Consider the following 24,111-nt stretch of genomic DNA (forward strand, 5'->3'; position numbering starts at 1 on the left):
ACCGGAAACCTCTTTTTTGCTCGTTAACACGATGCCATCTAGGGGGAAACGCGTCAATCTGTGCAGCACATCGGAGGCAAATGTCGTGACATATCTATCATTGCCGACTTGACCCGGGCGGGATCAGATGCCCTTGTGAGACAGCGCAGGCTGAGGGGGGGGCAAAGGCCATGGACGATTATTCATCTATAGACGCCGTGCAAAAAATGCTGGCCGCACAGGGATATGTCTGCGGCCGCCCACTGGCCACAGTGGTGTTTTTAAGCCTGTCACTGGGCAGGCCGCTGTTTCTGGAAGGTGAAGCAGGCGTCGGCAAGACCGAGATCGCCAAAGCCCTTGCCGCCTCAATGGGGCGCCGTCTGATCCGCCTGCAATGCTATGAAGGGCTGGATGCGACCACAGCAGTCTACGAATGGAACTTTGCAGCCCAGATGATTGCGATCCGTACAGCCGAAGCCGCCGGCGGGGCTGATCGCAAGACTCTCAACACCGAACTGTTCAGCGAAGAATTCCTGATCGAGCGCCCGCTGCTGCAAGCCATGCGCGCGCATGATGCGGGGCCGCCCGTGCTCCTGATTGATGAACTGGATCGCACCGATGCCCCATTCGAAGCCTTTTTACTCGAAGCTCTGAGCGATTTTCAGGTCACAATCCCGGAAATGGGCAGTGTCAAAGCCCCCGAACCGCCAATTGTCATCTTGACCTCTAACCGGACCCGCGAAGTCCACGATGCGCTTAAACGCCGCTGCCTGTATCATTGGGTCGATTATCCGGATTTCGAACGCGAGATGGAGATCCTCACGGCCCGCGCGCCGCAAGCGGCCACAGCGCTCAGCCGCGAAGTCGTCGCCTTTGTGCAGCGCTTGCGTACCGAAGACCTGTTCAAAAAGCCTGGCGTGGCCGAGACCATCGACTGGGCCAAATGCCTACTGGCGCTGGACGTGCTCACGCTCAGCCCCGAAGTCATCGCCGATACGCTGGGGGCGGTGCTGAAATATCAGGACGACATCACAAAACTACAAGGCTCTGAGGCCAAGCGCCTGCTAGACGAAGCCCGCGCCAGCCTCGCACCATGATCGCGGGCCCCTGCGAAGTGCGATGCGGGTGCCAAATCTACCTGTCCTCTATTTTCTCTAGCCATAAATACTCAATCCCGCAGTCAAAAACCGCACAGGAGGTGGCGTTTGGTTGAACATACCCCGCTCGAACTCCCCGATAGCCCACGCCTTGCGGGCAATATCACCCATTTCGCCCGTGCGTTGCGCCGTGCGGGGCTGCCCATCGGGCCGGGGCGGGTGATTGATGCGATCCGCGCGGTTGAGGTTGCCGGATTTACCGAGAAGCGGGATTTTTACTGGACGCTGCACGCCTGTTTTGTGAGCCGGCCTGAGCATAGCCGCGTCTTTGCACAGCTTTTCCGCCTCTATTGGCGCGATCCGCGGTATCTGGAGCATATGATGGCCGCGATGCTGCCTGCCATTCGCGGCGTGCAGGAAGAACGCCCTGCACAAGCCGCCGAAAAGCGCGCGGCGGAGGCCTTGTTGGATGGGGCACAGGCACCGCCACGTGATGAACCGGAGCGCCCAGAAGAGGAAAATCTGATCGAGGTCGATGCCTCGTTGACGACGTCCAGTTCGGAGCGCCTCAAGACGCTGGACTTTGAATTGATGAGCCTTGCCGAAGTGGCCGAGGCCAAACGGATGCTTGCGCGGTTGAGCCTGCCGATCCGCCCGCTGCCATCACGCCGCACCGCACCCAGCTTTGGGCAAGGGCGTGTAGACGGCGCGCGGTCCTTGCGTGCCGCTTTGCGGCAAGGGGGCGAAATGCACAGGCTTGCGCATAAACAGCCCAAGCCGCGCTGGCCCAATCTTGTTGTGCTGAGCGATATTTCAGGCTCCATGAGCCAATACAGCCGTATCATTCTGCATTTTATCCATGCTGTTGCCAATGAACGTGCTGCTGGCTGGGCGCAGGTGCATGCGTTTACCTTTGGCACGCAGCTCACCAATATCACCCGCCATTTGCGGACCCGCGATGTGGATGCGGCGCTCAAGGCTGCAGGTGCCGAGGCTCAGGACTGGGAAGGGGGCACGCGCATTGGGCAGTCGCTGGCCGCTTTTAACCGCGACTGGTCGCGGCGGGTGCTGGGGCAGGGCGCTGTTGTGCTGTTGATTACCGATGGGCTGGATCGTGACGCGCCGGAGGCGCTGGCCAAGCAGATGCAGCGGCTGCATCTATCTGCGCGGCGCGTGATCTGGCTTAATCCATTGCTGCGTTGGGACGGGTTTGCGCCCAAGGCCGCAGGTATCCGCGCGATGCTGCCCCATGTGGACAGTTTTCGCGCAGGGCATTCGATTGCATCTTTGGAAGCGCTGGCAGCCGCGATCTCTAAACCCGACGATACGGGCGAGAAAACGCGGCTGCTGCGCGAGATGGCGCTTTAGGTTACCGTTTGGGCAAAGCTGGCGCGGTAAACCGTGGCAAGCTCGCTAAGTGCGGCACTGCTGGTGCCAAAGCTGAGCATGTCGCCGCCGAATGTGCCAGTTTGGGCCAATGTCAGCCCTGCGGCCTCTGCAGCGGCGATGAGCTTGGCTGCATTCTCAGGGGTTGCAGCGATCAGGTAGCGTGCTTGGTCTTCGCCAAACAAGGCGGCTGTGTCTTCGCTATCGAGGGTGAGGCCAAGCTTTGCGTGCTCGGCCATCTCAAAGGCGGCAAGCGCAAGGCCGCCATCTGCCAGATCGGTACAGGCTGCAATCAGCGCGCGGTTTGCGCGGATGAAATCGCCGTGAGCGGCCTCAGCGGCAAGGTCAACCGCAGGGGCATCGCCATCAGCGCGGCCAAAGGCTTCGGCAAGCAGGGCGGATTGGCCGAGGTGGCCAGCGCCAGAACCGAGGACCAGTGCGACATGGCCCGTGGCCACGTCAAAACCGATGATATCCGCGCTATTTTTGATCAGGCCAACCGCGCCGATTGTCGGTGTGGGCAGAATGCCCGAGCCGTCGGTTTCATTATAAAGCGACACGTTGCCAGAGACGATTGGCATGTCGAGCGCGGCCACAGCTTCGCCGATACCTTTGATGGCGCCGACAAACTGGCCCATGATCTCGGGCTTTTCGGGGTTACCAAAGTTGAGGTTGTCGGTGGTGGCCAATGGCACAGCACCAACAGCTGTGAGGTTGCGGTAGGCTTCGGCCACCGCCTGCTTGCCGCCCTCAACGGGGTTGGCTTTTACATATCGCGGGGTCACGTCCGAGGTGAAGGCCAGCGACTTATCTGTGCCATGAACACGGATAATGCCTGCGCCCCAGCCCGGTGTGCGGGCGCTATCGGCCATGACCATTGTGTCGTATTGCTCATAAACCCAGGATTTGCCGGCATAGTTGGGTGAGCCCAGCAGCGCGCGCAGGCCGGTGATGGGATCAACTGTCGGCACATCCGTCAGGGGCGCTGCGGCAGGTGTTTCGACCCATGGGCGGTCATACTCAGGGGCGGTGCCGGAAAGTGCCTTGAGCGGCAGGTCGGCTTTCACTTCGCCGTTCAGACGGATCAAGAAGCGGTCTTCGGCGATTGTTTCACCAACGATGGCAAAGTCGAGGTCCCATTTGTCAAAGACGGCCTTGGCTTGGGCTTCCAGCTCGGGGCGCAGCACCATGAGCATGCGCTCTTGGGATTCTGACAGCATCATCTCATAGGCGGTCATGTTCAGCTCGCGGGTGGGAACTTTCTCAAGGTCGAGAATCACACCAAGGTTGCCCTTGTCGCCCATTTCAACAGCAGAACAGGTCAGGCCAGCGGCCCCCATATCCTGAATAGAGATCACAGCGCCGGTTGCCATCAGCTCTAGCGTGGCTTCCATCAGGCGCTTTTCGGTGAAGGGATCGCCAACCTGTACGGTGGGGCGCTTGTCTTCGATGGTATCGTCGAACTCGGCCGAGGCCATGGTCGCGCCACCCACACCGTCGCGGCCGGTTTTGGCCCCAAGGTAGACAACAGGCATGCCGACGCCGGATGCGGCGGAATAGAAAATCTTATCGGCATCCGCGAGGCCGGCCGCAAAGGCGTTTACCAGACAGTTGCCGTTATAGGATTTGTCAAAACGGACTTCGCCGCCGACACAAGGCACGCCAAAGCAGTTGCCATAGCCACCAACACCGGCAACAACACCGTGCACCAATTGCTTTGTTTTATGGTGTGACGGCTCACCAAAGCTGAGCGAGTTCATCGAGGCGATGGGGCGCGCGCCCATGGTGAAGACATCGCGCAGGATGCCGCCAACGCCGGTGGCGGCGCCTTGGTAGGGCTCGATATAGGAGGGGTGGTTGTGGCTTTCCATCTTGAACACGACCGCTTGACCGTCCCCGATATCAACCACGCCTGCGTTTTCACCGGGGCCGCAGATCACTTGAGGGCCGTCCGTGGGCAGGGTGCGCAGCCACTTCTTGGAAGACTTATAGGAGCAATGCTCGTTCCACATCGCCGAGAAGATTCCCAGTTCGGTGAATGTGGGGGTGCGGCCCATCAGATCAAGGATCGTCTGATACTCGCTATCGCTTAGCCCGTGGGCTGAAATGATCTCTTGGGTGATTTCCGGCTCTGACATGGTGTGCTCCCCGAGGGCTACAAAACTTGGCCACCCTCTTAGGGCAGGAGCGGGCAGGTGGGAAGGGCTGTTTATGCATTAACGCATGCTTATCGTTGCCCCGGGCTGAAGATAAAAAAAGACCGGGCACAATGGCCCGGCCAAGTCCAACAGGGAGGTATAAGGACGGGCACGGGAGGTGCCGCCATCCTTATGAGGGTCAGTTAGGGTGCGTGTTGCTTAAATTCAATGCAGATTATGTACGTATAAAAGCATGCCCGCTATGCATTTTGTGCATGGCTCGTTGTGTCCTAGGAGAGCGAGCGCAGTTGCTTACGGTAGGAAATAATCTCGTCCTGAACAAATTCCTTGAATGCAGCGACGCGTTTTGATTGCCGAAGCTCTTCGGGATAGGCAATGAATACAGGGACTTCGCCGGAAACAATGTGTGGAAGTACCGGCACCAGATGGGGGAAGTCCTGTGCCAGATAGTCGGGAAGTACGCCGATGCCCAAGTGGTTGAGCACTGCTTGCAGCACCCCGAAATAGTTATTCATCGTGAGCAAAGAACGTATGTCATGCATCATCAGACGTTGAACAAGATTGAGGCCTGCGCCTACCTGATCGCTCGCGGGGCTTTGACAGATGAGCCGGTAGTCGCCGATTTCCTCTACGGTTTGCGGCGTGCCGTTTTCTGCGAGATATTCGGGGCTGGCGTACATGCACATGCGCACGCTCATCAGGCGTTTGCGCACGAGATCGGCCTGTGACGGTTCTTTGAGGCGGATCGCAACGTCTGCTTCGCGCATAGGAAGATCCAGAACGCGTTCTTCAAGCATCAGGTCGACCTTGAGGTCGGGGTATTTATCAAACAGCTTGGACAGGCGCGGGGCCAACCACATGGTGCCGAATCCCGTTGTGGTGGTCACGCGCAATTCGCCAAAGACTTCTTCCTCGCTGTCGCGGATACGCGCGGATGCCGTATCAAGGCGCTTTGACATGGCACGGGTCGCGTCAAACAATAACTCACCCTGTTCAGTGAGAATCAGTCCGCGTGCGTGGCGGTGGAACAGATTGGTGTTCAGCTGTTCTTCCAGCCCGCGCACCTGCCGGCTCACGGCGGATTGGGATAAGTTTAGCTTGTCCCCGGCATGGGTTAGCGACCCGGCGTCAGCTACCGCGTGAAAAATCCTTAGTTTGTCCCAGTCCATGATGCTCCCCTCACTGTTGCCGGCCTTTTAAACTGTTTGCGCTAGCAGACACAGGGGGAACTATAACAGAAAAGTGTAACATGTGGATAAGGAGCTATGCAGGTCAGTAAATGTGACCTATTGTGCTGTAATACTATGCAGGTTCAGGCGGTGGAGGCCGCTTTGGTTTCTTGGGAGGGAATGCCATGACAACGCAGAAGATAACACTCAACGACCGTTTTGATCTGGAGAAATCGTCCGTGCTGCTGAATGGCACGCAGGCGCTGGTGCGGGTGATGCTGATGCAGGCCGCGCGCGACAGGGCGGCGGGGCTGAATACAGCGGGTTTGGTCACAGGCTACCGCGGCTCGCCGCTGGGGGCTGTGGATATGCAAATGGCCCGCGCGGAAAAGCAACTGACGCAAGCGGGGGTGACGTTTCAGGCAGGACTGAACGAAGATCTGGCGGCTACCGCTCTTTGGGGCGCGCAGCAGGCCGAGGTGCGCGGTGAGGGAAAATATGACGGTGTATTTGGCCTGTGGTATGGCAAAGGGCCGGGGGTGGACCGCTCGGGTGATGTGATGCGCCATGCCAATATGGCGGGCAGTTCGAAATTCGGCGGTGTCGTAATGGCGATGGGGGATGACCACACGGGCGAATCCTCGACCGTGTTGCACCAGTCCGATTTTGCGATGGTCGACACTTATATGCCTGTGCTGTCTCCTGCCGGTGTGCAAGAGATCATGGATTACAGCCTTTACGGCTGGGCGCTTTCGCGGTTTGCGGGCGTTTGGGTCGGGCTCAAGACGATGAAGGACACGGTAGAGGTCACATCGGTCGTAGATGGAGACCCGCACCGCTTGAGCTTTGTCGAGCCGGAGTTTGAAATGCCCGAAGGGGGGCTAAATATCCGTCTGGTGGATGAGCGGATCGCGCAGGAGGCGCGGTTGGTCAATTATAAACGCTTTGCCGCTGAGGCTTTTGCCTATGCCAATGGCATAGACAAGCGGGTCTGGGGGCGCAAAGGGGCCAAGATCGGCTTGGTCGCGGCGGGGAAGAACTATCTCGATTTGGTCCATGCACTGTCTTTACTGGGGATTGATGCAGATGAGGCCGAGCGCTTGGGGATCACCACCTATAAGGTGGGGCAGGTCTGGCCGCTGGATATGCGTGGATTCAACGAATGGGCAGAAGATCTCGATCTGATTGTTGTGGTTGAAGAAAAGCGCAAGCTGATTGAGGTACAGATCAAGGAAGCGCTGTTTGACCGTATGGACCGGCCACGGGTTTACGGCGGGCGCAAAGGGATGGATGAGCTGTTCTCGGCCGCTTGGGCGCTTGATCCTTTGGATATCGCCGAAAAGCTGGGTGCCGTTCTTTGTGACGAAGGGCGCGGGACAGAACGTGTTTTACAAGGGTTGGCTGATCTGGCGGAGGCGAGGCGTGCGGATAACGCCGAAGAGCTGGCGGGACGTACGCCATATTTCTGCTCGGGGTGCCCGCATAACTCCTCTACCAAAGTACCCGATGGCAGCCGCGCCTATGCGGGGATTGGTTGTCACTTTATGGTGCAATGGATGGACCGTGAGACGCTGGGATTTACCCATATGGGGGGCGAGGGCGCGAATTGGATCGGTGAGGCACCGTTCTCGACCACACCACATGTGTTCCAGAACCTTGGGGACGGGACCTACAACCACTCAGGGGCGCAAGCGATCCGCGCGGCCATCGCGGCCAAGACGAATATCACCTATAAAATCCTCTATAACGATGCTGTTGCCATGACAGGCGGGCAGCATAACGAGGGTGATCTGGACGCGCCGCGTATTGTGGCCGAGCTCAAGGCCATGGGGATCAAGAACCTTTGTGTCGTCTATGACGAGAAAGAAGATGTGCAAGCGTCAGATTTTCACGGGGTAGAGATGCATGAGCGCGCAGAGCTACAATCCGTACAGGAGCGCATGGCCAAGACCACGGGCGTGAGCGCCATTGTCTATGTGCAAACCTGCGCTGCCGAAAAGCGCCGCCGCCGCAAGCGCGGGGCGTTTCCTGACCCTGACAAGCGGTTGTTCATCAACACAGACGTCTGCGAAGGCTGTGGCGATTGCGGAGTGCAGTCCAACTGCGTTTCTATCGTTCCCGCCGAGACCGAATTGGGCCGCAAACGGGCGATTGACCAATCCTCCTGTAACAAGGACTTCTCTTGCGCGAATGGCTTCTGCCCTTCTTTTGTGACGCTGGAGGGCGCGACGATCCGAAAGGAGGCCACAACAGAGGTGGAAATCCCTGATCTGCCGATGCCGCAGCTGCCTGCGATCAACGGCACTTATAATGTGGTGATCACAGGGGTTGGCGGCACTGGCGTGGTGACCATTGGTGCCGTGCTGGCGCAGGCGGCGCAGATCGACGGTAAGGGCGCCGGAATGATGGAGATGGCAGGCCTTGCCCAAAAAGGCGGCGCGGTGAGCATCCACTGTCGTCTGGCAAATCGCCCTGATGATATTTCTGCCATCCGCGTGGCCACGGGCGAATGTGATGCGCTTGTGGGGGGGGATTTGGTTGTCTCCGCAGGGAATAAGACATTGGGGCTGACCTCAACAGGCCGTACGGGGGCGGTTGTAAACAGCCACCAGATCATCACGGGGGAATTTACCCGTGATACGGAATTCCAGATGCCCTATGATCGGCTGGAGCTGGCGCTGGAAGCGCGGATTAACGACAAGCTGGCGATGTTTGACGCCTCTGAACTAGCGCGCGCTACGCTGGGCGATTCGATCTATTCCAACATGATGATCTTTGGCGGGGCATGGCAGCGCGGTTTGATTCCGTTGACGTTGGAGGCCGTACAGGCGGCAATCCGTCTCAATGGGGCCGCGGTTGAGCGGAACTTGCGCGCCTTCGAGATCGGGCGCTGGGCGGTGCTTTTTCCCGAGCATGCGCAATCTGTGCTGACACCGAATGTGGTGGTCTTGCCCGATACGCTTGAGGGGAAGATTGCGTTCCGCCGCGATCATCTTATCGCCTATCAGGGTAAGGGGCTGGCCAAACGCTATGACAAGCTGTTGGCGCAGGTTGCAGACCGTGACGTGCGGGAAGCGGCTGCCACGGGCTATCATAAACTTCTCAGCTATAAGGACGAATACGAGGTCGCGCGGTTGTTGCTGAGTAGTCGCGAAAAGGCACAGGCCGAGTTTGAGGGGGACTTCAAGATGAGCTTCAATCTCGCTCCGCCAATGCTTTCCCGAACGGGGGCGGACGGGCATCCGGCCAAGCGGGAATTTGGCCCATGGCTTGAGCGGGCTTTGCGCATGGTGGCCAAGCTCAAGCGCCTGCGCGGCACGCCTTTGGACGTGTTCGGCTATACTGCCGAGCGCAAGATGGAGCGCGCTTTGATCAAGCAATACGAGCATGACATGGGCGAGGTATTGCCCAAGCTGGAGGGCGGCACGCGGGACGCCATCATTGCGCTTGCTGCATTGCCTTTGCAAATCCGTGGTTTTGGCCATGTGAAGCAGGCAAATGAGGTCAAAGCGGCCAAGCGCCGCGAGGAGCTGTTGAGCGTGATCCGCGCGGGTGGGCCGCGTCAGGATAAAGCGGCTGAGTAATGTAGGAAATTTGTTACGGTTACGCTGTAGAGCAGAGAAAAAGGAGCCTGTGATATGAGCGTGACTCAGCGCACTGTGCCGACCCGCGAGTTGAGCTATGCTACTTCTGCGCGCAGCCGTGGGGGGAAGGCCTTGATCAGATTGATCGAGAACAGCACCGGGCGGCGATCGTTACTCAAGCGGGTGCGGGGGTATGAAGAGGAACTTGCCTCGGGGGCAAATTTCTTTGACATAATGGTGGCGCGCTACGGGCTTGAGCTGGACGTGGTGCGCGGGGCGTTGGATGATATTCCGCATGACGGGCCGCTGGTCGTGATTGCAAACCACCCATATGGCATTCTCGATGGGTTGGTGTTGGGGCATGTCCTTAGCCGGAGACGAGGCACATTCAAGATTTTGGCCAACTCGGTTTTCAGTCAGGGACCGGGTCTTCAGCATCATATTCTGCCCATCAGCTTTGACGAAGACCGCGCGGCTGTTGCTACTAATCTGGCAACACGTCGGGAGTCATTGTCCTATCTGCAGGCGGGCGGGGCCATTGGCATTTTCCCCGGTGGCACGGTGAGCACGGGTGCCAAACCGTTCTCAAGGCCTATGGACCCAAGTTGGCGCAGTTTTACGGCGCGAATGATTGCAAAGTCGAATGCCACCGTGCTGCCCATATACTTTGACGGGCACACCAGCCGGATGTTCCAGATTGCCAGCCATATGCATGCGACATTGCGCTTGGGGTTGCTTATCAAAGAGTTTCGCAGCCGTGTGGATACGCCCGTGCGTCTGGCGATTGGAAAACCCTTTTCGCGTGCCCAGCTTGAGCCGCTTTTGCCCGACGCAAAAGGGATGATGGATTTCTTGCGCAAAGCAACGTATGAGCTTGCACCAGAACCGCTCGACTCCTTCGATGCGGGCTATGATTTTGAGGACCGGCGCGCGCGCCGGTAAGGCAAATGGCGGTAGGCATTTTCGACAGCGGATTGGGCGGGCTGACAATTTGGCAAGCGGCGCAGGCGCGGCTTCCGGAACAGAAGTTTATCTATCTCGCGGATAGCGCGCATGCGCCTTATGGCGTGCGCAATGCGGATGATATTTATGATCTGACTGTGGCCGCGACACAGCGCCTGTTCGATGCTGGCTGTGATCTGGTTGTACTGGCCTGCAATACGGCTTCGGCGGCTGCCTTGCGGCGCATGCAGGAAGGCTGGGTGCCAGCCGACAAGCGTGTTCTGGGGGTGTTTGTGCCGTTGATCGAGGCGCTGACTGAACGGCAGTGGGGCGATAATTCACCCCCGCGCGAAGTGGATGTAAAGCACGTGGCGCTGTTTGCCACGCCTGCCACTGTTGCGTCGCGTGCGTTCCAGCGCGAGCTTGCGTTCCGCGCGATCGGCGTCGACATAGAGGCGCAGGCCTGTGGCGGTGTTGTTGACGCAATTGAAGACGGGGATATGATTTTGGCCGAGGCACTGGTGCGCAGCCATGTGGATGCGCTGATGCGCAAGATGCCTCAACCGGATGCCGCTATTCTGGGCTGCACCCATTATCCGTTGCTGAAAGAGACATTTCAGGATGCGCTGGGCAATGATGCGCGTGTTTTCAGCCAGGCTGATCTGGTGGCCGAGAGCCTTGCCGATTATCTGGCCCGCCACCCCGACAAACACGGTACGGGCGAGGCGGCGTTTTTGACCACGGGCGATCCCAAGCGGGTCAGCGACCGTGCCACGCAATTCTTACGACGACAGATTTCGTTTACTGCGGCCTAAGGCCGATCATACGAAACTCTGACACAACGGACCAATATCATGTATAACATCGCAATTCTTGGTGCTTCGGGCTATACCGGTGCCGAACTGATCCGGCTGATCGCTGGCCACTCCTCTATGCAAATCAAAGCCTTGGGGGGGAACTCGAAGGCGGGGCAATCTATGGCATCGGTGTTTCCGCATCTGCGCCATCTGGACCTGCCCGATCTGGTGACGATGGATGAGATTGATTTTTCTGCCATTGATCTGTGTTTCTGCGCTTTGCCGCACAAGACCTCGCAAGAGGTGATTTCAAAGTTGCCAAAGGACCTGAAGATCGTCGATCTTTCAGCGGATTTCAGGCTGCGGGATCCTGAGGAATACGCACGTTGGTATGGCAATCCCCATGCAGCGCTGGAGCAGCAGGCAGAGGCCGTTTATGGGCTGACCGAATTCTACCGCTCCGAGATCAAATCCGCGCGGTTGGTGGCTGGCACCGGGTGCAACGCGGCGACCGGGCAGTTTGCCATGCGGCCGCTGATCGCGGCAGGTTTGATTGATCTGGATGATATTATCCTGGATCTGAAATGCGCTGTTTCGGGGGCGGGGCGTGCGCTGAAAGAAAACCTGCTGCATGCGGAATTGTCTGAAGGGTATCACGCATATGCGCTGGGTGGCACGCACCGGCATTTAGGCGAGTTTGATCAGGAATTCTCTGCGATTGCAGGGCGTCCTGTACAGGTGCAATTTACGCCGCATCTGGTGCCGGCCAACCGGGGTATCCTTGCAACCTGCTATGTCAAAGGCGATGCGGCTGCTATTCATGCCGCGCTTGCGGCCACCTATGAGACCGAACCATTCATCGAGGTTCTGCCCTTTGGCGAAGCCCCGTCGACCCGCCATATCCGTGGCTCGAACTTTTGCCATATCGGGGTGAGTGCTGATCGCATCGCGGGGCGGGCGATTGTTGTGGCGGCGTTGGATAATCTGACGAAAGGGTCATCGGGCCAAGCTTTGCAAAATGCCAATCTGATGCTAGGCATCGCCGAGACCGAGGGGCTGATGATGGCACCCTTGTTCCCGTAATCGAGGTGTCGCGATGAAAAGCCTGAAGAAACAGCGCCGTATCCAGTTGATCGCCGTGGCTGTGGTCGCTTTGATCGGTTCTACCGCGCTGATCGGATATGGTATGCGCGATGGCATCAACTTTTTCCGTGCGCCTTCTCAGGTATTGGCAGATCCGCCAGCGCCGACCGAGGTGTTTCGCATCGGTGGGCTGGTCGAGGAAGGCACGCTTGAACGTGGTCAGGGAGAGCAGATCCGGTTTTCTGTGACGGATGGCGGGGCCAGTGTTGCGGTGGTCTATACCGGTGTGTTGCCTGATCTGTTCGGAGAGAACGAGGGCATGGTTGGTACGGGTCGCTACATTAATAACGTCTTTGAAGCGACTGAAATACTTGCTAAACATGACGAGACCTACATGCCGAAAGAGGTTGTCGACGCGCTGAAAGAGCAAGGCGTCTACGTCGCACCCGAAGGTTGAGTGCGCCCGCTCAGGTGAGGCCGCGTTAACAATTTTGCGGCCTTGTTTCCCCACAGGTAGAGGGGAGATATCATGACCAGCGTCAAGCAGATTGCCAAAGAGATTGTCGCCCGTGAGGGGGGCTATGTGAATGATCCTGATGATCCGGGTGGTGCCACGAATTTCGGCGTAACGATCCATACTATGCGGCGTCTCGGGCTTGATCTGGATCGGGACGGGGTGATTACTTCTGCGGATGTGCGCCGCCTCACTCGGGCGCAGGCCGAAGATATTTTTCTGGAATATTATTACAAGCGCCCGCTGATTGCAGAGCTGCCGGATGCGATACAGCCGTCGGTGTTTGACATGTATGTTAATGCGGGCAGCAATGCGGTGAAGATTTTGCAGCAGCTTCTGGTCGAAATGGGCTATGCGGTCAGTGTGGATGGCGCGCTTGGGCCGCAATCGCTGGCAGCGGTGCGGGCGGCTTACCGTGCTGGTGCGGGGCATCTGGTGGATGCTTATGGCATAGCGCGGCGCAATTATTATTTTCGTTTGGCTGACCGCCGTGTGGCAAGTCGCAAATATGCGCGCGCGCGGGCAGGCGGTAAGGGGGGCTGGATCAAGCGGGCGGAGGAGTTCATTTCCGCCAAGTACCATCTGACCCAAGAGGAATTTAACCAAAGGACTGCAGCATGGGGTTGATTGGCAGAGTTGTGGATGTAGCCTTTGGTGCGGAGCGCAATGTGGTTCGCGACACAGTCGAGGTGTTCCGCGAGAACGCCGAGGCAGGCGCTGCGCGCGGAGCCGTGGTGCAGGGGCAAGCAATGGCCCAATATGGTCAGGAATTTGCGGCACCGGCCAAAGGGGGATTTGATCGCTTTATGGATGGGCTGAACAGGTTGCCGCGTCCCGCGCTGGCGCTTGGTACGCTGGGATTGTTTATCTCGGCGATGGTGGCGCCTTTGTGGTTTGCGCAGCGGATGCAAGGGATCGCGCTGGTGCCAGAGCCGCTTTGGTGGTTGTTGGGGGTGATTGTGTCCTTCTACTTTGGCGCGCGCCATCAGGTTAAGGCGCAAGAATTCCAGCATAGTATCGTGCAGACGATCAAACATGTGCCGCAAGTGTTGGAGAATATCGAAGCGATTGGCAAATTGCGGGCAGATTCTGTGGGGGCAGCGGATGTCGGCACTGATGCCCGACTGGCCACACAGGCGTTGCAGCCAGAGGACAACCTCGCCCTGCGCGCGTGGCGCGCGGCGCAGTAGCGACCTGCGGCTCTTTGACCATGCGAATGTGATTGGAACCCTATCGCGGGCCGCGTATATTCGGCGCATGATTACAGAACTCGGACATTTCGCCCTGCTGCTTGCCTTTGGTGTGGCGCTTATTCAGATGATTGTACCTTTGGTGGGGGCGGCGAAGGGCTGGTCCGGCTGGATGGCCGTGGCCGAGCCTGCGGCCACCGTGCAGTTCTTGTTGGTAGGGGCATCCTTTGGCGCGCTGACATGGGCATTTGTGACGTCTGATTTCAGCCTCGCAGTGGTGGTGGCCAATAGCCATTCGCTCAAACCGATGATCTACAAAATCTCAGGGACTTGGGGTAATCACGAAGGCTCTATGCTGTTGTGGGTGCTGATTGTCGCGTTGTTTGGTGCGATGGCAGCGTGGTTTGGTGGCCAGTTGCCCGAAAGCCTGCGTGCGCGGGTGCTCGCTGTTCAGGCCGCGATCGGGGTGGCGTTTCTTGCGTTCATCTTGCTGACTTCTAACCCGTTTGAACGCCTTCCTGTGCCGCCATTCGATGGCCAGGACCTGAACCCGCTGCTGCAAGACCCCGGTTTGGCCTTTCACCCACCATTTTTGTACCTTGGCTATGTCGGGTTGAGCATGGCGTTCAGCTTTGCCGTTGCCGCGCTGATCGAGGGGCGTGTGGATGCCGCATGGGGGCGTTGGGTGCGGCCATGGACGCTGGCCGCATGGGTGTTCCTGACCATCGGCATCGCACTTGGCTCTTGGTGGGCCTATTATGAGCTGGGCTGGGGCGGGTTCTGGTTCTGGGATCCTGTTGAAAACGCGAGCTTCATGCCATGGTTGCTTTCGGCGGCGCTGCTACATTCGGCCATTGTGGTGGAAAAGCGCGAGGCACTAAAAAGCTGGACTATTTTACTGTCTATTCTTGCCTTCGGCTTTTCCCTGATCGGGACTTTCATCGTCCGTTCCGGGTTGCTGACCTCGGTGCATGCCTTTGCCAATGACCCTGACCGCGGGATTTTCATTCTGGGGATTATGGCCTTCTTTATGGGCGGTGCGCTGGTGCTTTATGCGCTGCGCGCTGGCGCGATGGAGGCCAAGGGCGTATTCGGTCTGGCCAGTCGGGAAAGCGCGCTTGTGGTGAATAACCTGCTGTTGGCCGTATCCTGTTTTGTGGTTTTTGTGGGTACTATGTGGCCACTGGTGGCGGAGATGTTTTTTGACCGCAAGCTGAGCGTTGGGCCACCATTTTTTGATGCCGCCTTTACGCCCTTTATGGTGCTATTGGGGATTGCGCTGCCAATCGGGTCCTCCATGCCGTGGAAGCGTGCCTCGATGAAGCGCGCGTTATATCCGCTGCGCTATGCGTTTGCCGCGGCGCTTGCGGTGGGCGGGCTGGCGTGGTCGATGCAGACAGGGCGCAGCCTGATTGGACCTGTGGGGATGTTTCTGGGTGCTTGGGTGATCATGGGTGTCGTGATTGATCTGGCACAGCGCACGGGGCGGGGGCCGAACCGCTTGAGCCGTTTGTTCCGCCTGCCGGGGGCCGATTGGGGCAAGGCAATTGCCCATGCGGGCCTTGGTGTGACTATGATGGGTATCGCGGGTATTTATGCCTGGACCACCGAGGATATTCATGTGGCGCAGATCGACGTGCCCTTTGAAGTGCAGGGCTATGAGTTGACGCTGCGCAGCGTCAGCCGTGGGGACGGGCCGAATTATGTGGCCACAACGGCGGTTATCGACGTAGCGCAGGGGGGCAAGTTTCTCACAACGCTCTCCCCCGAGAAACGATTTTATCCCGTAGCCCAGATGCCCACGACCGAGGCGGCAATCCACCAAAATCTCAAACGGGATTTTTATGTGGTGATCGGGGATGAGCAGGACAATGGCGGCTGGGCCGTGCGGACCTATATCAAGGCCATGACATCATGGATCTGGATCGGCTGTGCGCTGATGGCGCTTGGCGGTGTATTTAGCCTGTTTGATCGCCGTTTCCGCGTCGCGGTGAGCGCGCCCAAGCGGCTCAAAGGGGTGCCTGCAGAATGAAACGTCTGGCCTTTGTCCTGATGCTGCTGGCCAGCCCGCTTGCGGCGGTCGAGCCTGACGAGGTGTTGTCTGATCCGCTATTGGAGCAGCGCGCGCTTGAGCTGTCGAAAGGGCTGCGCTGTCCTGTCTGTCAAAGCGAAAGCATCGACGAAAGCAATGCACCTATCGCCAAAGACCTGCGACTGCTGGTCCGCGAGCGGTTGTTGGCAGGTGATACGGATGCGCAGACGGTAGAATATATCGTTGCGCGCTTTGGTGAATTTGTGCTGCTCAAGCCGACATTTGGCGGTGCAAACTGGCTACTTTGGGCGGCGGGGCCCTTGATGCTTTTGCTGGCGGCGGTGATGGGTGTTTCCTATGTCCGAGGGCGGAGCAGGGCGGATGCGCCGCAAGATGCAGGGCTTAGCGACGACGAAGCAGCCGCCCTTCGGGAGATCCTGAACAAATAGACTTGGCCAATGTAACGCGCCGTCGTGCTGGCGGCGCGGCTTACTCCTTTGCTATGCTAACTCAAACAAACATTCAGAGGGCCTTATGGATTACCAGACGATCACCTACGCGCTGCGCGATGGCATGGCTGTCATTACGATGAACAGGGCTGAAAAATACAATGCCCTCTCTACCCAGATGCGCGCCGAAATTGCCTATGCTTTTAATGAGGCGGGACGTGACGCGCGGGTGGTGGTGATCACCGGTGCCGGTAAGGCGTTTTGTTCGGGGCAGGATCTGGGCGATAGTATCGCCAGCAACTCAATCGACCTGGAGCGAACCCTTCGCGACGAATATACCCCTATGTTGCGGGCCATTGCCAATTGCCCTGTGCCCACGATCGCCGCCGTGAACGGTCCGGCAGCCGGTGCAGGCGCAAACCTGGCCTTGGCAACAGATGTGGTTTTTGCCACGCAAAGCGCATATTTCCTGCAGGCTTTCACTCGGATCGGCCTGATCCCTGATGCAGGGGGCACCTATGCAATGCCGCGGCAGATGGGGATGGCCAAGGCCATGGGCGCGGCGCTGTTTGCCGATAAGATCAGCGCCCAGCAAGCCGATGATTGGGGCATGATCTGGGAGGCCGTACCGGATGAAGATTTCGATGCCCATTGGCGTGCAAAGGCGGCGCATCTGGCTGCGGGGCCGACAGCAGCCTATGCTTCGGTCAAGAAAGTCATGCGCGAAAGCTGGCAAAACGATTTTGAAGAGCAGATGACACTAGAGGCCTGCGAACAGGGGAAATGCGGCAACTCGCGTGATTTCAAAGAAGGTGTGATGGCCTTTGTGCAGAAACGTAAGGCCTCGTTCGAGGGGCGTTAACGGGCCTGTGCGAAAAGGTAAAAGGCCGCTGTACCCGATAAGGTCAGCGGCCTTTTACATGTCTGAAACTACGCGTTAAATTTGAACGCGACGTTCGACCAAAAGGACATCTTCGGGGCTTGGTGCAGTGCCGCTGGCGCGGGCAATCACTGCGACGGCAATTCCGTCAGCCAGAACGCTGTGAACCGATCCCGAGATTTGCTTGATCGTGATTTCGGGAGGGACCTCGCCCTTGTCGTATACGACTGCAATATGATCGGTGTCACCTTGGCTGTCGGGAACTAATGCGCCTGTGATACCTGTCTCGTTTTTGGCTTGAGCAGGCATAAGGCTTTTTGCTTCGGACCATTGGTAGGTTTGGTTATGTAGGGGGGGATTGGGCAATGTACTCTCCTGCCGCACTAATTGAGCAAACAAGGGGAGCGGCAAATCCCGCTCCCACGACCGAATGGAGTTAACCATTCGGATCAAAGAGACTTTCGACAAAGGATTCCGAGATCAATGAGACATCAGCTTCGGTGAGCGTGCCGGCTGATCCCTCGACGCGCGCCAGAACCGTGTCACCCAATCGGATAACCGCATCTTCTCCATCATCCGTTACGGTGATTTCCGCATCATCTTCGACGTCTTCGACGATGACGGTGATGGAATCCTCTTCTGGATCAAAGCTGGAGATGGTGGCTTCACCGACTGAATCGGCGTTCACTTGTTCGGACATGATATGATAGGTGTCTGCACCTTCTCCGCCATCCGCAACATCACCAGAGCCGATAATCAGCTCGTCATCCCCTTCGCCGCCGTCAACCTGGTTGCCGATGCTGTCATCGCGCAAATCAATGTCGCCATTGAGTTCTTCCAATGATCCCCCATCACGCAGGGCTTCGAGCTCTTCCAGGTTCAGCGGTACACCTTCGATGATACCGCCAAAGACGATGTCATCGCCTTCACCGCCATCCACAACGTCAATACCGCGGCCACCCAGAACGGTGTCGTTGCCTTCGTCGCCGCGGACCGTATCGGCACCATAGTCGCCCGACACCAAATCGTCGCCGCCTTGTCCTTCGATCAGGTCATTGCCGCGGTTGCCGGTCAAAACGTCTTCACCTTCACCACCACACAGCATGTCATCGCCATCGGCACCCTCGATCACATCATCGCCGTCGCGGCCAAAGATCGTGTCGTTGCCGGTGCGGCCGTGCAGAATGTCATCACCTGCCTGCCCGTCAAGAAAATCATCGCCAGAGCCGCCTTCAAGGGTATCATCCCCTTCGCCACCTTCTTCGATCACGTTGCTGTCGTCATCGTCGTCGTCCATGCTGATGGCCAAAAAGGCGAGCGGTAGTCCCAGTCCGAGAAGCATTAACATTTTTGTAACCCCCAAATTTATTCTTGAGGCTGACTATGTAACCTTGATTGGGGCGGTCAATAATATGTTAACTATTGTGTAACCACTCGCAACAATGCCTTATTTTCGCCCCTTTTTCAGAGATTCTGTTGTCGACGTTGTTCGCTGAATGGCGACAGTCCAAGGCTTATTCAAAGATTGGTTCAACGACCTAAAGCAGGGCGCATCTGCCAAGGGAGGGTCGCTGCTGCGATTCGGATTTGTAAAACTTGGTACTTTTTAAAGGTTTCATCAGTGCCGGATTGAATTGGCCCGTAAAATATACCGTTTGGATCTAGCACGGTTTTCCCATGTGCCTGATTGGGGCACTGGGGGGAGAGGTGCCACATTTCATGTCGGAGCTGCCGTAATTATGCCTTATTTCCGCAAAGCAAAGAAAAGCCCCGGATGCGGTATACATCCGGGGCAATTTCGCGTCGCTAAAGGTTCAGCTTAGCGGTTTTCGATATCCACATACTCGCGAACATCAGCACCCAGATACAGCTGGCGTGGGCGGCCGATTTTAAGCTGCGGATCGTTGAGCTGCTCTTTCCACTGGGAAATCCAACCAACAGTCCGCGCAAGCGAGAAGATCGGTGTGAACATCGACGTGGGGAAGCCCATCGCTTCGAGAATGATGCCGGAATAGAAGTCCACATTCGGGAACAGCTTCTTCTCTGCAAAATACGGATCGGCCAGCGCTTGTTTTTCAAGCTCTTTGGCGACCTGCAGGATCGGATTATTCTCGACGCCGAGCAGCTCCAGAACCTCGTCAGCAGATTCTTTCATCACCGTGGCACGCGGATCGCGGTTTTTATAAACGCGGTGACCAAAGCCCATCAGGCGGAACGGATCATCTTTATCCTTGGCGCGTGCGATGAATTCAGGGATGCGGTCCGGTGTGCCGATCTCTTTAAGCATCTCGAGGCAAGCCTGGTTCGCACCGCCGTGGGCAGGGCCCCAGAGACATGCAATACCCGCGGCGATACAGGCAAATGGATTCGCACCCGAAGAAGATGCCAGACGCACAGTGGAGGTCGAGGCGTTCTGCTCGTGGTCGGCATGCAGGGTAAAGATACGGTCCATCGCACGGCTCAGGATCGGATCAACCACATATTCCTCGGCTGGCACGGCAAAGCACATGCGCAGGAAGTTGGAGGCATAGTCCAGATCATTGCGTGGATACACGAACGGCTGACCGATGGTGTATTTATACGCCATGGCTGCAATTGTCGGCATCTTGGCGATCAGGCGGATGGAGGCGACTTCGCGCTGCCATTCGTCATTGATGTCAGTGGAATCGTGGTAGAATGCGGACATCGCACCAACAACACCAACCATAACGGCCATCGGGTGGGCATCGCGGCGGAAACCGCGGAAGAAGTTCATCATCTGCTCGTGCAGCATGGTGTGGTTTGTCACACGGTGCTCGAAATCTTCCAGCGCTGCAGGGGAGGGCAGCTCACCATAAAGCAGCAGATAGCAGACTTCGAGATAATGGGATTTCTCGGCCAACTCACCGATGGAATAACCACGGTGCGTCAGGATACCTTCGCCGCCATCAATAAAGGTGATGGTGCTGTCGCAAGAGGCGGTTGACGTAAAGCCGGGATCATAGGTGAACACACCCGCTTGGCCGTAAAGCTTGCGGATGTCGATGACATCGGGGCCGGACGTGGGGGTGAAGATCGGCAGTTCAATTGATTGATCTCCAATGGTCAGCGTCGCTGATTTCGTACTCTCGGCCATGGTATTTCCCCTTATAGGTTGGTTACAAAAGGCGTTTTGCCCCTGCAGTGCGTAAACACGTGTCTGCGCATCCGGTTCTTACTATTAGCGCACCCTTAATGACAGGTTTATGACTGTCTCAGGATGCAGCGTCGCTTAGGCGGGCAAGGCTTTCTTCACGGCCTAGCACCAGCATCATGTCAAACACCGAAGGGGTCACAGCGCGGCCGGCAAGGGCTGCACGAAGCGGCCCGGCCAGCTTGCCGAATTTGGTATCTTTCGCGGCAGCAAAGCCGTTGAGTACCTCCTCAAGCGTTTCTCTGTCCCAGCTAACATCTCGCAACTGTGGGGTCAATTCGCCTAGTATACCACGGGATACCGAATCGAGAGCCTTGGCTGCTTTCTCATCGGGTTGGATCGGACGTGAGGTCAGGGCAAAGTGAGCTTTTTCAATAAGTTCGGGGAATATCTTCGCGCGTTCTTTGAGGCAATACAACGCCTTTTCTAATGCATCAGATTGCACAGATGTGAACGCAGGCAGGCCTGCTGCTTCCAAATATTGCTCAACTTCGTGCCGCAACGTAGCGTCATCTGCGGCTGCGATATGCTGCCCACAGATGTTTTCGAGCTTCTTGAGGTCGAATTGTGCGGGGCTTTTGCGGATGCCGTCGATATCGAACCATTCTTGTGCCTGAGCATCGGTAAAGAATTCATCGTCGCCGTGGCTCCAGCCGAGGCGGGCCAGATAATTCCGCATGCCTGCGGCGGGGTAGCCCATGGCGCGGTATTCTTGTGCGCCCAATGCGCCGTGACGTTTAGACAGTTTTTTGCCGTCGGACCCGTGGATCAGCGGAATATGCGCCCAAACCGGTACGTCCCAACCCATGCCGTGATAGATCATCATCTGGCGGGCCGCATTGTTCAGGTGGTCATCGCCGCGAATGACATGTGTGACGCCCATATCGTGATCGTCTACCACCACGGCCAGCATATAAACCGGAGAGCCATCCGAGCGTAGCAGGATCATGTCGTCAAGCTGTGCATTATCAATGGTCACATCGCCTTGCACCGCATCGCGGATAACGGTCTGGCCGCCATCGGGCGCTTTGATGCGAATAACAAAGGGCGCATCGGGGTGGGTGCCAGCATCCGCGTCGCGCCACGGCGAGCGGTAGAGCGTGCTGCGGCCCTCGGCACGGGCGGTTTCGCGGAAGGCTTCAATTTCCTCCTGGGTTGCGAAACATTTGAATGCCGCGCCTTTTTCCAGCAGGGCATTGGCCACTTCTACATGGCGGGGGGCCATTTCGTGCTGGCTGACAATCTCGCCGTCATGGTCAAGGCCCAGCCACGCCATGCCTTCCAGAATCGCCTCGGTTGCTTCGGGCGTGTGGCGCGCGCGGTCCGTGTCCTCGATCCGCAGCAGGAATTTACCGCCCCGCCCGCGCGCATAGAGCCAGTTAAACAGCGCAGTGCGCGCGCCACCAATATGAAGAAATCCGGTGGGAGACGGGGCAAAGCGGGTGACGATGTCGGCGCACATGGGGCGGTCCTTTCGGGGGTGTTCTGGCAGGCAGTTGCGTTAACGCTTGGGTCATTTTTACCCTTTGGTAACCACGCAAGGCCTAAGGTTCGGGTCTGTTTATCCAGTGCAACGAATGGGGGCAAGTAATGGGTGCAATGCAATTACTTGCCGACATGATGCGCGCCCAACGCGGCGCGCTGTTCGGTTGGGTTCCTGTCTGTCTGGCCATCGGGATCGGAATTTATTTTCAGCTGGGTTTTGAACCTTCGCCTATGGGGCTTGCACGGGTTGGGGGCACCGGATTTGTCTTAGGCTGCCTGACCCGCATTGCGCCTGAAACGGTTCGCCCTATTGCATTGGCTTTCGCTTTGATGTGTGCAGGTTTTTTGCTGACCTCTGCGCGTGCGCATTACGTGGCAGGGCCTGTGCTTGAGTTCCGGTATTACGGTGCGATTGAGGGGCGTATTGTTGCCATCGACCGGAGCCAGTCCGACGCGCTGCGCCTGACGCTTGATCATGTAAAGCTGGACCGCGTGGCACCACATAAGACACCACAGCGGGTGCGTATTTCGCTACATTCAGATCGCAGCGCCGATATCGCGGTTGAGCCGGGTTTGCGGGTGATGGTGACTGGCCATTTGTCGCCTCCCTCCGGTCCGGTCGAGCCGGGGGGATTCGATTTCCAGCGCCACGCATGGTTCGCAAGGCTGGGTGCGGTCGGTTATGCGCGAACGCCGTTAATGGGCGCGTCCGAGCCTGCGAGCGGCCTTGGGGTTTTCAGGCTGCGTATGGCGGCCACTGCGCGCATCCAGCAGGTGCTGGGAGGAGATGCCGGTGGGTTTGCAGCTGCGATTACCACAGGTGACCGTTCTGCGATCAGTCAGGGGGCGCTGGATGATTTGCGTGCCAGCAATCTGGCGCATTTGCTGGCCATCTCGGGCCTTCATATGGGGCTGATGTCAGGGGTTGTTTTCGCAACGTTGCGCATTGCGATTGCGCTGGTGCCGCCATTGGCACTTCGGGTGCCTGCGCGCAGCATCGCGGCGGTAGGTGCGTTGATTGCGGCGGCGATATATCTGGCTTTGTCGGGGGGAAATGTCGCTACACAGCGCGCTTTTGTGATGGTGGCTGTGGCTCTTTGTGCGCTGATGATCAACCGCCGCGCAATCAGCCTGCGCGGCGTGGCGATTGCGGCGATAATTGTTTTGGTCCTGCGTCCCGAGGCGCTGATGGGGCCGGGGTTCCAGATGTCATTTGCTGCCACCACTGCGCTGGTGGCTGTCTTTGGTTGGATGCGTGACGGTCAGGTCAAGATCGGGCCGACGTGGCTACAGCCAGTGGTGGCGGTGGTCATTTCCTCGGCGGTTGCCGGTTTTGCCACGGCTCCGATCGCAGCGGCGCATTTTAACGCGGTAGCGCAATACGGGTTGCTCGCCAATCTGGCCTCTGTGCCGTTGATGGGGGCACTTGTTATCCCTGCGGCGGTCGTCGCGGCGGCGCTGGCGCCTTTCGGGCTGGAGGTTGTTGGCCTTTGGATCATGAGCTTTGGCGTCAAATGGATTTTAGGCGTCGCGCATTTTGTGGCACAGCTACCGCAGGCGCGCAGCTATGTCATAGGGCCGAACGCGGCGGTGCTGCCGCTGCTTGCGCTGGGGTTTCTTACCTTACTGTTGTGGCGGGGACGTCTGCGTTGGGGAGGCGCTGTGGCAATGGCGGGGGCGTTTGTGTTGTGGTCCGGCACTCAGCGCCCGGATGTGTTGATCTCGGACAGCGGGACACTTGTCGGAATAATGACGCCGGAAGGTCGCGCACTCAGCAAACAACGCGGCGCAGGGTTTGCAGCACGTAACTGGTTGGAAAATGACGGGGACGGGCAGGACCAATTCAGCGCAAATGCACGTTGGGATGGCAGCGGTGATGTTATTCACCTATCGGGAAAACGCGCCGTGGCGGCGTTTGACGGATGCCGCGAGGGGCAGGTCGTGGTTAGCTCTGTGCCACTGGCTCAGCGAAACTTGCCTTGTGTGGTACATGATCCCGATACACTCAGATATACCGGCGCGCTTGCGCTAAGCGCTGGCCCGCAAGGGCCGGTGATCCTGCACACTGCGCGCGACATCACCGGTGATCGGCTTTGGACCCGTTGGCCGGATAAAAAACAATCGGTTATGGCGCAGGCCGAACCGGACCCCTCGACAAAAGGGGGATCCTAGCATGCCATGCCGCCGCATCCG

General features: G+C 57.9%; 19 protein-coding genes. 13 read left to right on the forward strand and 6 right to left on the reverse strand.

Annotated elements, in window-relative coordinates:
* Positions 1 to 170 precede the first annotated feature (170 nt).
* Positions 171 to 1,076, forward strand: coding sequence for a MoxR family ATPase (locus ABJM03_RS10100; RefSeq protein ID WP_348417262.1), 906 nt, complete (start codon positions 171 to 173; stop codon positions 1,074 to 1,076).
* Positions 1,077 to 1,184: 108 nt separating this feature from the next.
* On the forward strand, positions 1,185 to 2,444 hold the full coding sequence (locus tag ABJM03_RS10105; protein ID WP_348417263.1) for a VWA domain-containing protein: 1,260 nt from the start codon (positions 1,185 to 1,187) through the stop codon (positions 2,442 to 2,444).
* Here ABJM03_RS10105 and purL read toward each other — a convergent pair.
* Positions 2,441 to 4,600, reverse strand: coding sequence for a phosphoribosylformylglycinamidine synthase subunit PurL (purL, locus tag ABJM03_RS10110; RefSeq protein ID WP_348417264.1), 2,160 nt, complete (start codon positions 4,598 to 4,600; stop codon positions 2,441 to 2,443). The two genes, ABJM03_RS10105 and purL, sit on opposite strands and share 4 nt — an antisense overlap.
* Before the next feature lie 290 nt (positions 4,601 to 4,890).
* Positions 4,891 to 5,790, reverse strand: coding sequence for a LysR family transcriptional regulator (locus tag ABJM03_RS10115; protein ID WP_348417265.1), 900 nt, complete (start codon positions 5,788 to 5,790; stop codon positions 4,891 to 4,893).
* Positions 5,791 to 5,975: 185 nt separating this feature from the next.
* Here ABJM03_RS10115 and ABJM03_RS10120 point away from each other — a divergent pair, with 185 nt between their 5' ends.
* The 10 genes from ABJM03_RS10120 (at position 5,976) to ABJM03_RS10165 (ending at position 17,243) form a co-directional block, all read left to right on the forward strand.
* On the forward strand, positions 5,976 to 9,374 hold the full coding sequence (locus tag ABJM03_RS10120; RefSeq protein ID WP_348417266.1) for an indolepyruvate ferredoxin oxidoreductase family protein: 3,399 nt from the start codon (positions 5,976 to 5,978) through the stop codon (positions 9,372 to 9,374).
* A 54-nt stretch (positions 9,375 to 9,428) separates the two neighbouring features.
* A complete protein-coding gene (locus tag ABJM03_RS10125; RefSeq protein ID WP_348417267.1) occupies positions 9,429 to 10,316 on the forward strand; it encodes a lysophospholipid acyltransferase family protein in 888 nt (295 codons plus the stop codon).
* Between the two features lie 5 nt (positions 10,317 to 10,321).
* On the forward strand, positions 10,322 to 11,131 hold the full coding sequence (locus ABJM03_RS10130) for an aspartate/glutamate racemase family protein (RefSeq protein WP_348417268.1): 810 nt from the start codon (positions 10,322 to 10,324) through the stop codon (positions 11,129 to 11,131).
* A gap of 36 nt (positions 11,132 to 11,167) precedes the next feature.
* Positions 11,168 to 12,196 carry an N-acetyl-gamma-glutamyl-phosphate reductase gene (gene argC / locus ABJM03_RS10135; protein ID WP_348417593.1) on the forward strand — a complete coding sequence of 343 codons (1,029 nt, stop codon included), beginning with the start codon at positions 11,168 to 11,170 and terminating at the stop codon, positions 12,194 to 12,196.
* A gap of 13 nt (positions 12,197 to 12,209) precedes the next feature.
* The gene (gene ccmE, locus ABJM03_RS10140; RefSeq protein WP_348417269.1) at positions 12,210 to 12,653 is read left to right on the forward strand and encodes a cytochrome c maturation protein CcmE; all 444 of its coding nucleotides are present in this window, start codon (positions 12,210 to 12,212) and stop codon (positions 12,651 to 12,653) included.
* A gap of 72 nt (positions 12,654 to 12,725) precedes the next feature.
* The gene (locus ABJM03_RS10145) at positions 12,726 to 13,337 is read left to right on the forward strand and encodes a holin-associated N-acetylmuramidase (RefSeq protein ID WP_348417270.1); all 612 of its coding nucleotides are present in this window, start codon (positions 12,726 to 12,728) and stop codon (positions 13,335 to 13,337) included.
* Entirely contained in the window at positions 13,328 to 13,900 is a 573-nt protein-coding gene (locus ABJM03_RS10150) for a holin family protein (protein WP_348417271.1), read from the forward strand. The genes ABJM03_RS10145 and ABJM03_RS10150 overlap by 10 nt, the downstream gene beginning before the upstream one ends.
* Positions 13,901 to 13,967: 67 nt before the next feature.
* A complete protein-coding gene (locus tag ABJM03_RS10155) occupies positions 13,968 to 15,932 on the forward strand; it encodes a heme lyase CcmF/NrfE family subunit (protein WP_348417272.1) in 1,965 nt (654 codons plus the stop codon).
* Positions 15,929 to 16,381, forward strand: a complete 453-nt coding sequence (locus ABJM03_RS10160) for a cytochrome c-type biogenesis protein (RefSeq protein ID WP_348417273.1) — start codon at positions 15,929 to 15,931, stop codon at positions 16,379 to 16,381. The genes ABJM03_RS10155 and ABJM03_RS10160 overlap by 4 nt, the downstream gene beginning before the upstream one ends.
* Positions 16,382 to 16,466: 85 nt before the next feature.
* Positions 16,467 to 17,243, forward strand: coding sequence for an enoyl-CoA hydratase-related protein (locus ABJM03_RS10165; RefSeq protein ID WP_348417274.1), 777 nt, complete (start codon positions 16,467 to 16,469; stop codon positions 17,241 to 17,243).
* A 75-nt stretch (positions 17,244 to 17,318) separates the two neighbouring features.
* Here the strand turns inward: ABJM03_RS10165 and ABJM03_RS10170 are convergent, their stop codons facing one another.
* The 4 genes from ABJM03_RS10170 to gltX all read right to left on the reverse strand — a co-directional run bounded on the left by ABJM03_RS10170 (position 17,319) and on the right by gltX (position 21,895).
* Positions 17,319 to 17,627, reverse strand: coding sequence for a hypothetical protein (locus ABJM03_RS10170; protein ID WP_348417275.1), 309 nt, complete (start codon positions 17,625 to 17,627; stop codon positions 17,319 to 17,321).
* A 70-nt stretch (positions 17,628 to 17,697) separates the two neighbouring features.
* Positions 17,698 to 18,609: a calcium-binding protein gene (locus ABJM03_RS10175; RefSeq protein WP_348417276.1), complete on the reverse strand. Its 912-nt coding sequence runs from the start codon at positions 18,607 to 18,609 to the stop codon at positions 17,698 to 17,700.
* A 471-nt stretch (positions 18,610 to 19,080) separates the two neighbouring features.
* A complete protein-coding gene (locus tag ABJM03_RS10180; protein WP_348417277.1) occupies positions 19,081 to 20,376 on the reverse strand; it encodes a citrate synthase in 1,296 nt (431 codons plus the stop codon).
* Between the two features lie 118 nt (positions 20,377 to 20,494).
* Positions 20,495 to 21,895, reverse strand: coding sequence for a glutamate--tRNA ligase (gene gltX, locus ABJM03_RS10185; protein ID WP_348417278.1), 1,401 nt, complete (start codon positions 21,893 to 21,895; stop codon positions 20,495 to 20,497).
* A 128-nt stretch (positions 21,896 to 22,023) separates the two neighbouring features.
* On the opposite strand from gltX, the gene ABJM03_RS10190 reads away from it, so the two are divergent.
* Complete coding sequence (locus tag ABJM03_RS10190) at positions 22,024 to 24,090, forward strand: ComEC/Rec2 family competence protein (RefSeq protein ID WP_348417279.1); 2,067 nt, start codon at positions 22,024 to 22,026, stop codon at positions 24,088 to 24,090.
* Positions 24,091 to 24,111 lie beyond the last annotated feature (21 nt).

Origin of the sequence: Sulfitobacter sp. (assembly GCF_039977885.1) — a bacterium.
Taxonomy (GTDB): Bacteria; Pseudomonadota; Alphaproteobacteria; order Rhodobacterales; family Rhodobacteraceae; genus Sulfitobacter.

What these genes read in the sequence shown, in the direction of transcription:
- ABJM03_RS10190 (WP_348417279.1), top strand. Translation starts at nt 22,024, where the DNA reads ATGGGTGCAATGCAATTACTTGCCGACATGATGCGCGCCCAACGCGGC.
- ccmE (WP_348417269.1), top strand. Translation starts at nt 12,210, where the DNA reads ATGAAAAGCCTGAAGAAACAGCGCCGTATCCAGTTGATCGCCGTGGCT.
- ABJM03_RS10155 (WP_348417272.1), top strand. Translation starts at nt 13,968, where the DNA reads ATGATTACAGAACTCGGACATTTCGCCCTGCTGCTTGCCTTTGGTGTG.
- ABJM03_RS10150 (WP_348417271.1), top strand. Translation starts at nt 13,328, where the DNA reads ATGGGGTTGATTGGCAGAGTTGTGGATGTAGCCTTTGGTGCGGAGCGC.
- ABJM03_RS10115 (WP_348417265.1), bottom strand. Translation starts at nt 5,790, where the DNA reads ATGGACTGGGACAAACTAAGGATTTTTCACGCGGTAGCTGACGCCGGG.
- ABJM03_RS10160 (WP_348417273.1), top strand. Translation starts at nt 15,929, where the DNA reads ATGAAACGTCTGGCCTTTGTCCTGATGCTGCTGGCCAGCCCGCTTGCG.
- ABJM03_RS10180 (WP_348417277.1), bottom strand. Translation starts at nt 20,376, where the DNA reads ATGGCCGAGAGTACGAAATCAGCGACGCTGACCATTGGAGATCAATCA.
- ABJM03_RS10100 (WP_348417262.1), top strand. Translation starts at nt 171, where the DNA reads ATGGACGATTATTCATCTATAGACGCCGTGCAAAAAATGCTGGCCGCA.
- ABJM03_RS10165 (WP_348417274.1), top strand. Translation starts at nt 16,467, where the DNA reads ATGGATTACCAGACGATCACCTACGCGCTGCGCGATGGCATGGCTGTC.
- ABJM03_RS10175 (WP_348417276.1), bottom strand. Translation starts at nt 18,609, where the DNA reads ATGTTAATGCTTCTCGGACTGGGACTACCGCTCGCCTTTTTGGCCATC.
- purL (WP_348417264.1), bottom strand. Translation starts at nt 4,600, where the DNA reads ATGTCAGAGCCGGAAATCACCCAAGAGATCATTTCAGCCCACGGGCTA.
- ABJM03_RS10130 (WP_348417268.1), top strand. Translation starts at nt 10,322, where the DNA reads ATGGCGGTAGGCATTTTCGACAGCGGATTGGGCGGGCTGACAATTTGG.
- ABJM03_RS10145 (WP_348417270.1), top strand. Translation starts at nt 12,726, where the DNA reads ATGACCAGCGTCAAGCAGATTGCCAAAGAGATTGTCGCCCGTGAGGGG.
- ABJM03_RS10120 (WP_348417266.1), top strand. Translation starts at nt 5,976, where the DNA reads ATGACAACGCAGAAGATAACACTCAACGACCGTTTTGATCTGGAGAAA.
- ABJM03_RS10125 (WP_348417267.1), top strand. Translation starts at nt 9,429, where the DNA reads ATGAGCGTGACTCAGCGCACTGTGCCGACCCGCGAGTTGAGCTATGCT.
- gltX (WP_348417278.1), bottom strand. Translation starts at nt 21,895, where the DNA reads ATGTGCGCCGACATCGTCACCCGCTTTGCCCCGTCTCCCACCGGATTT.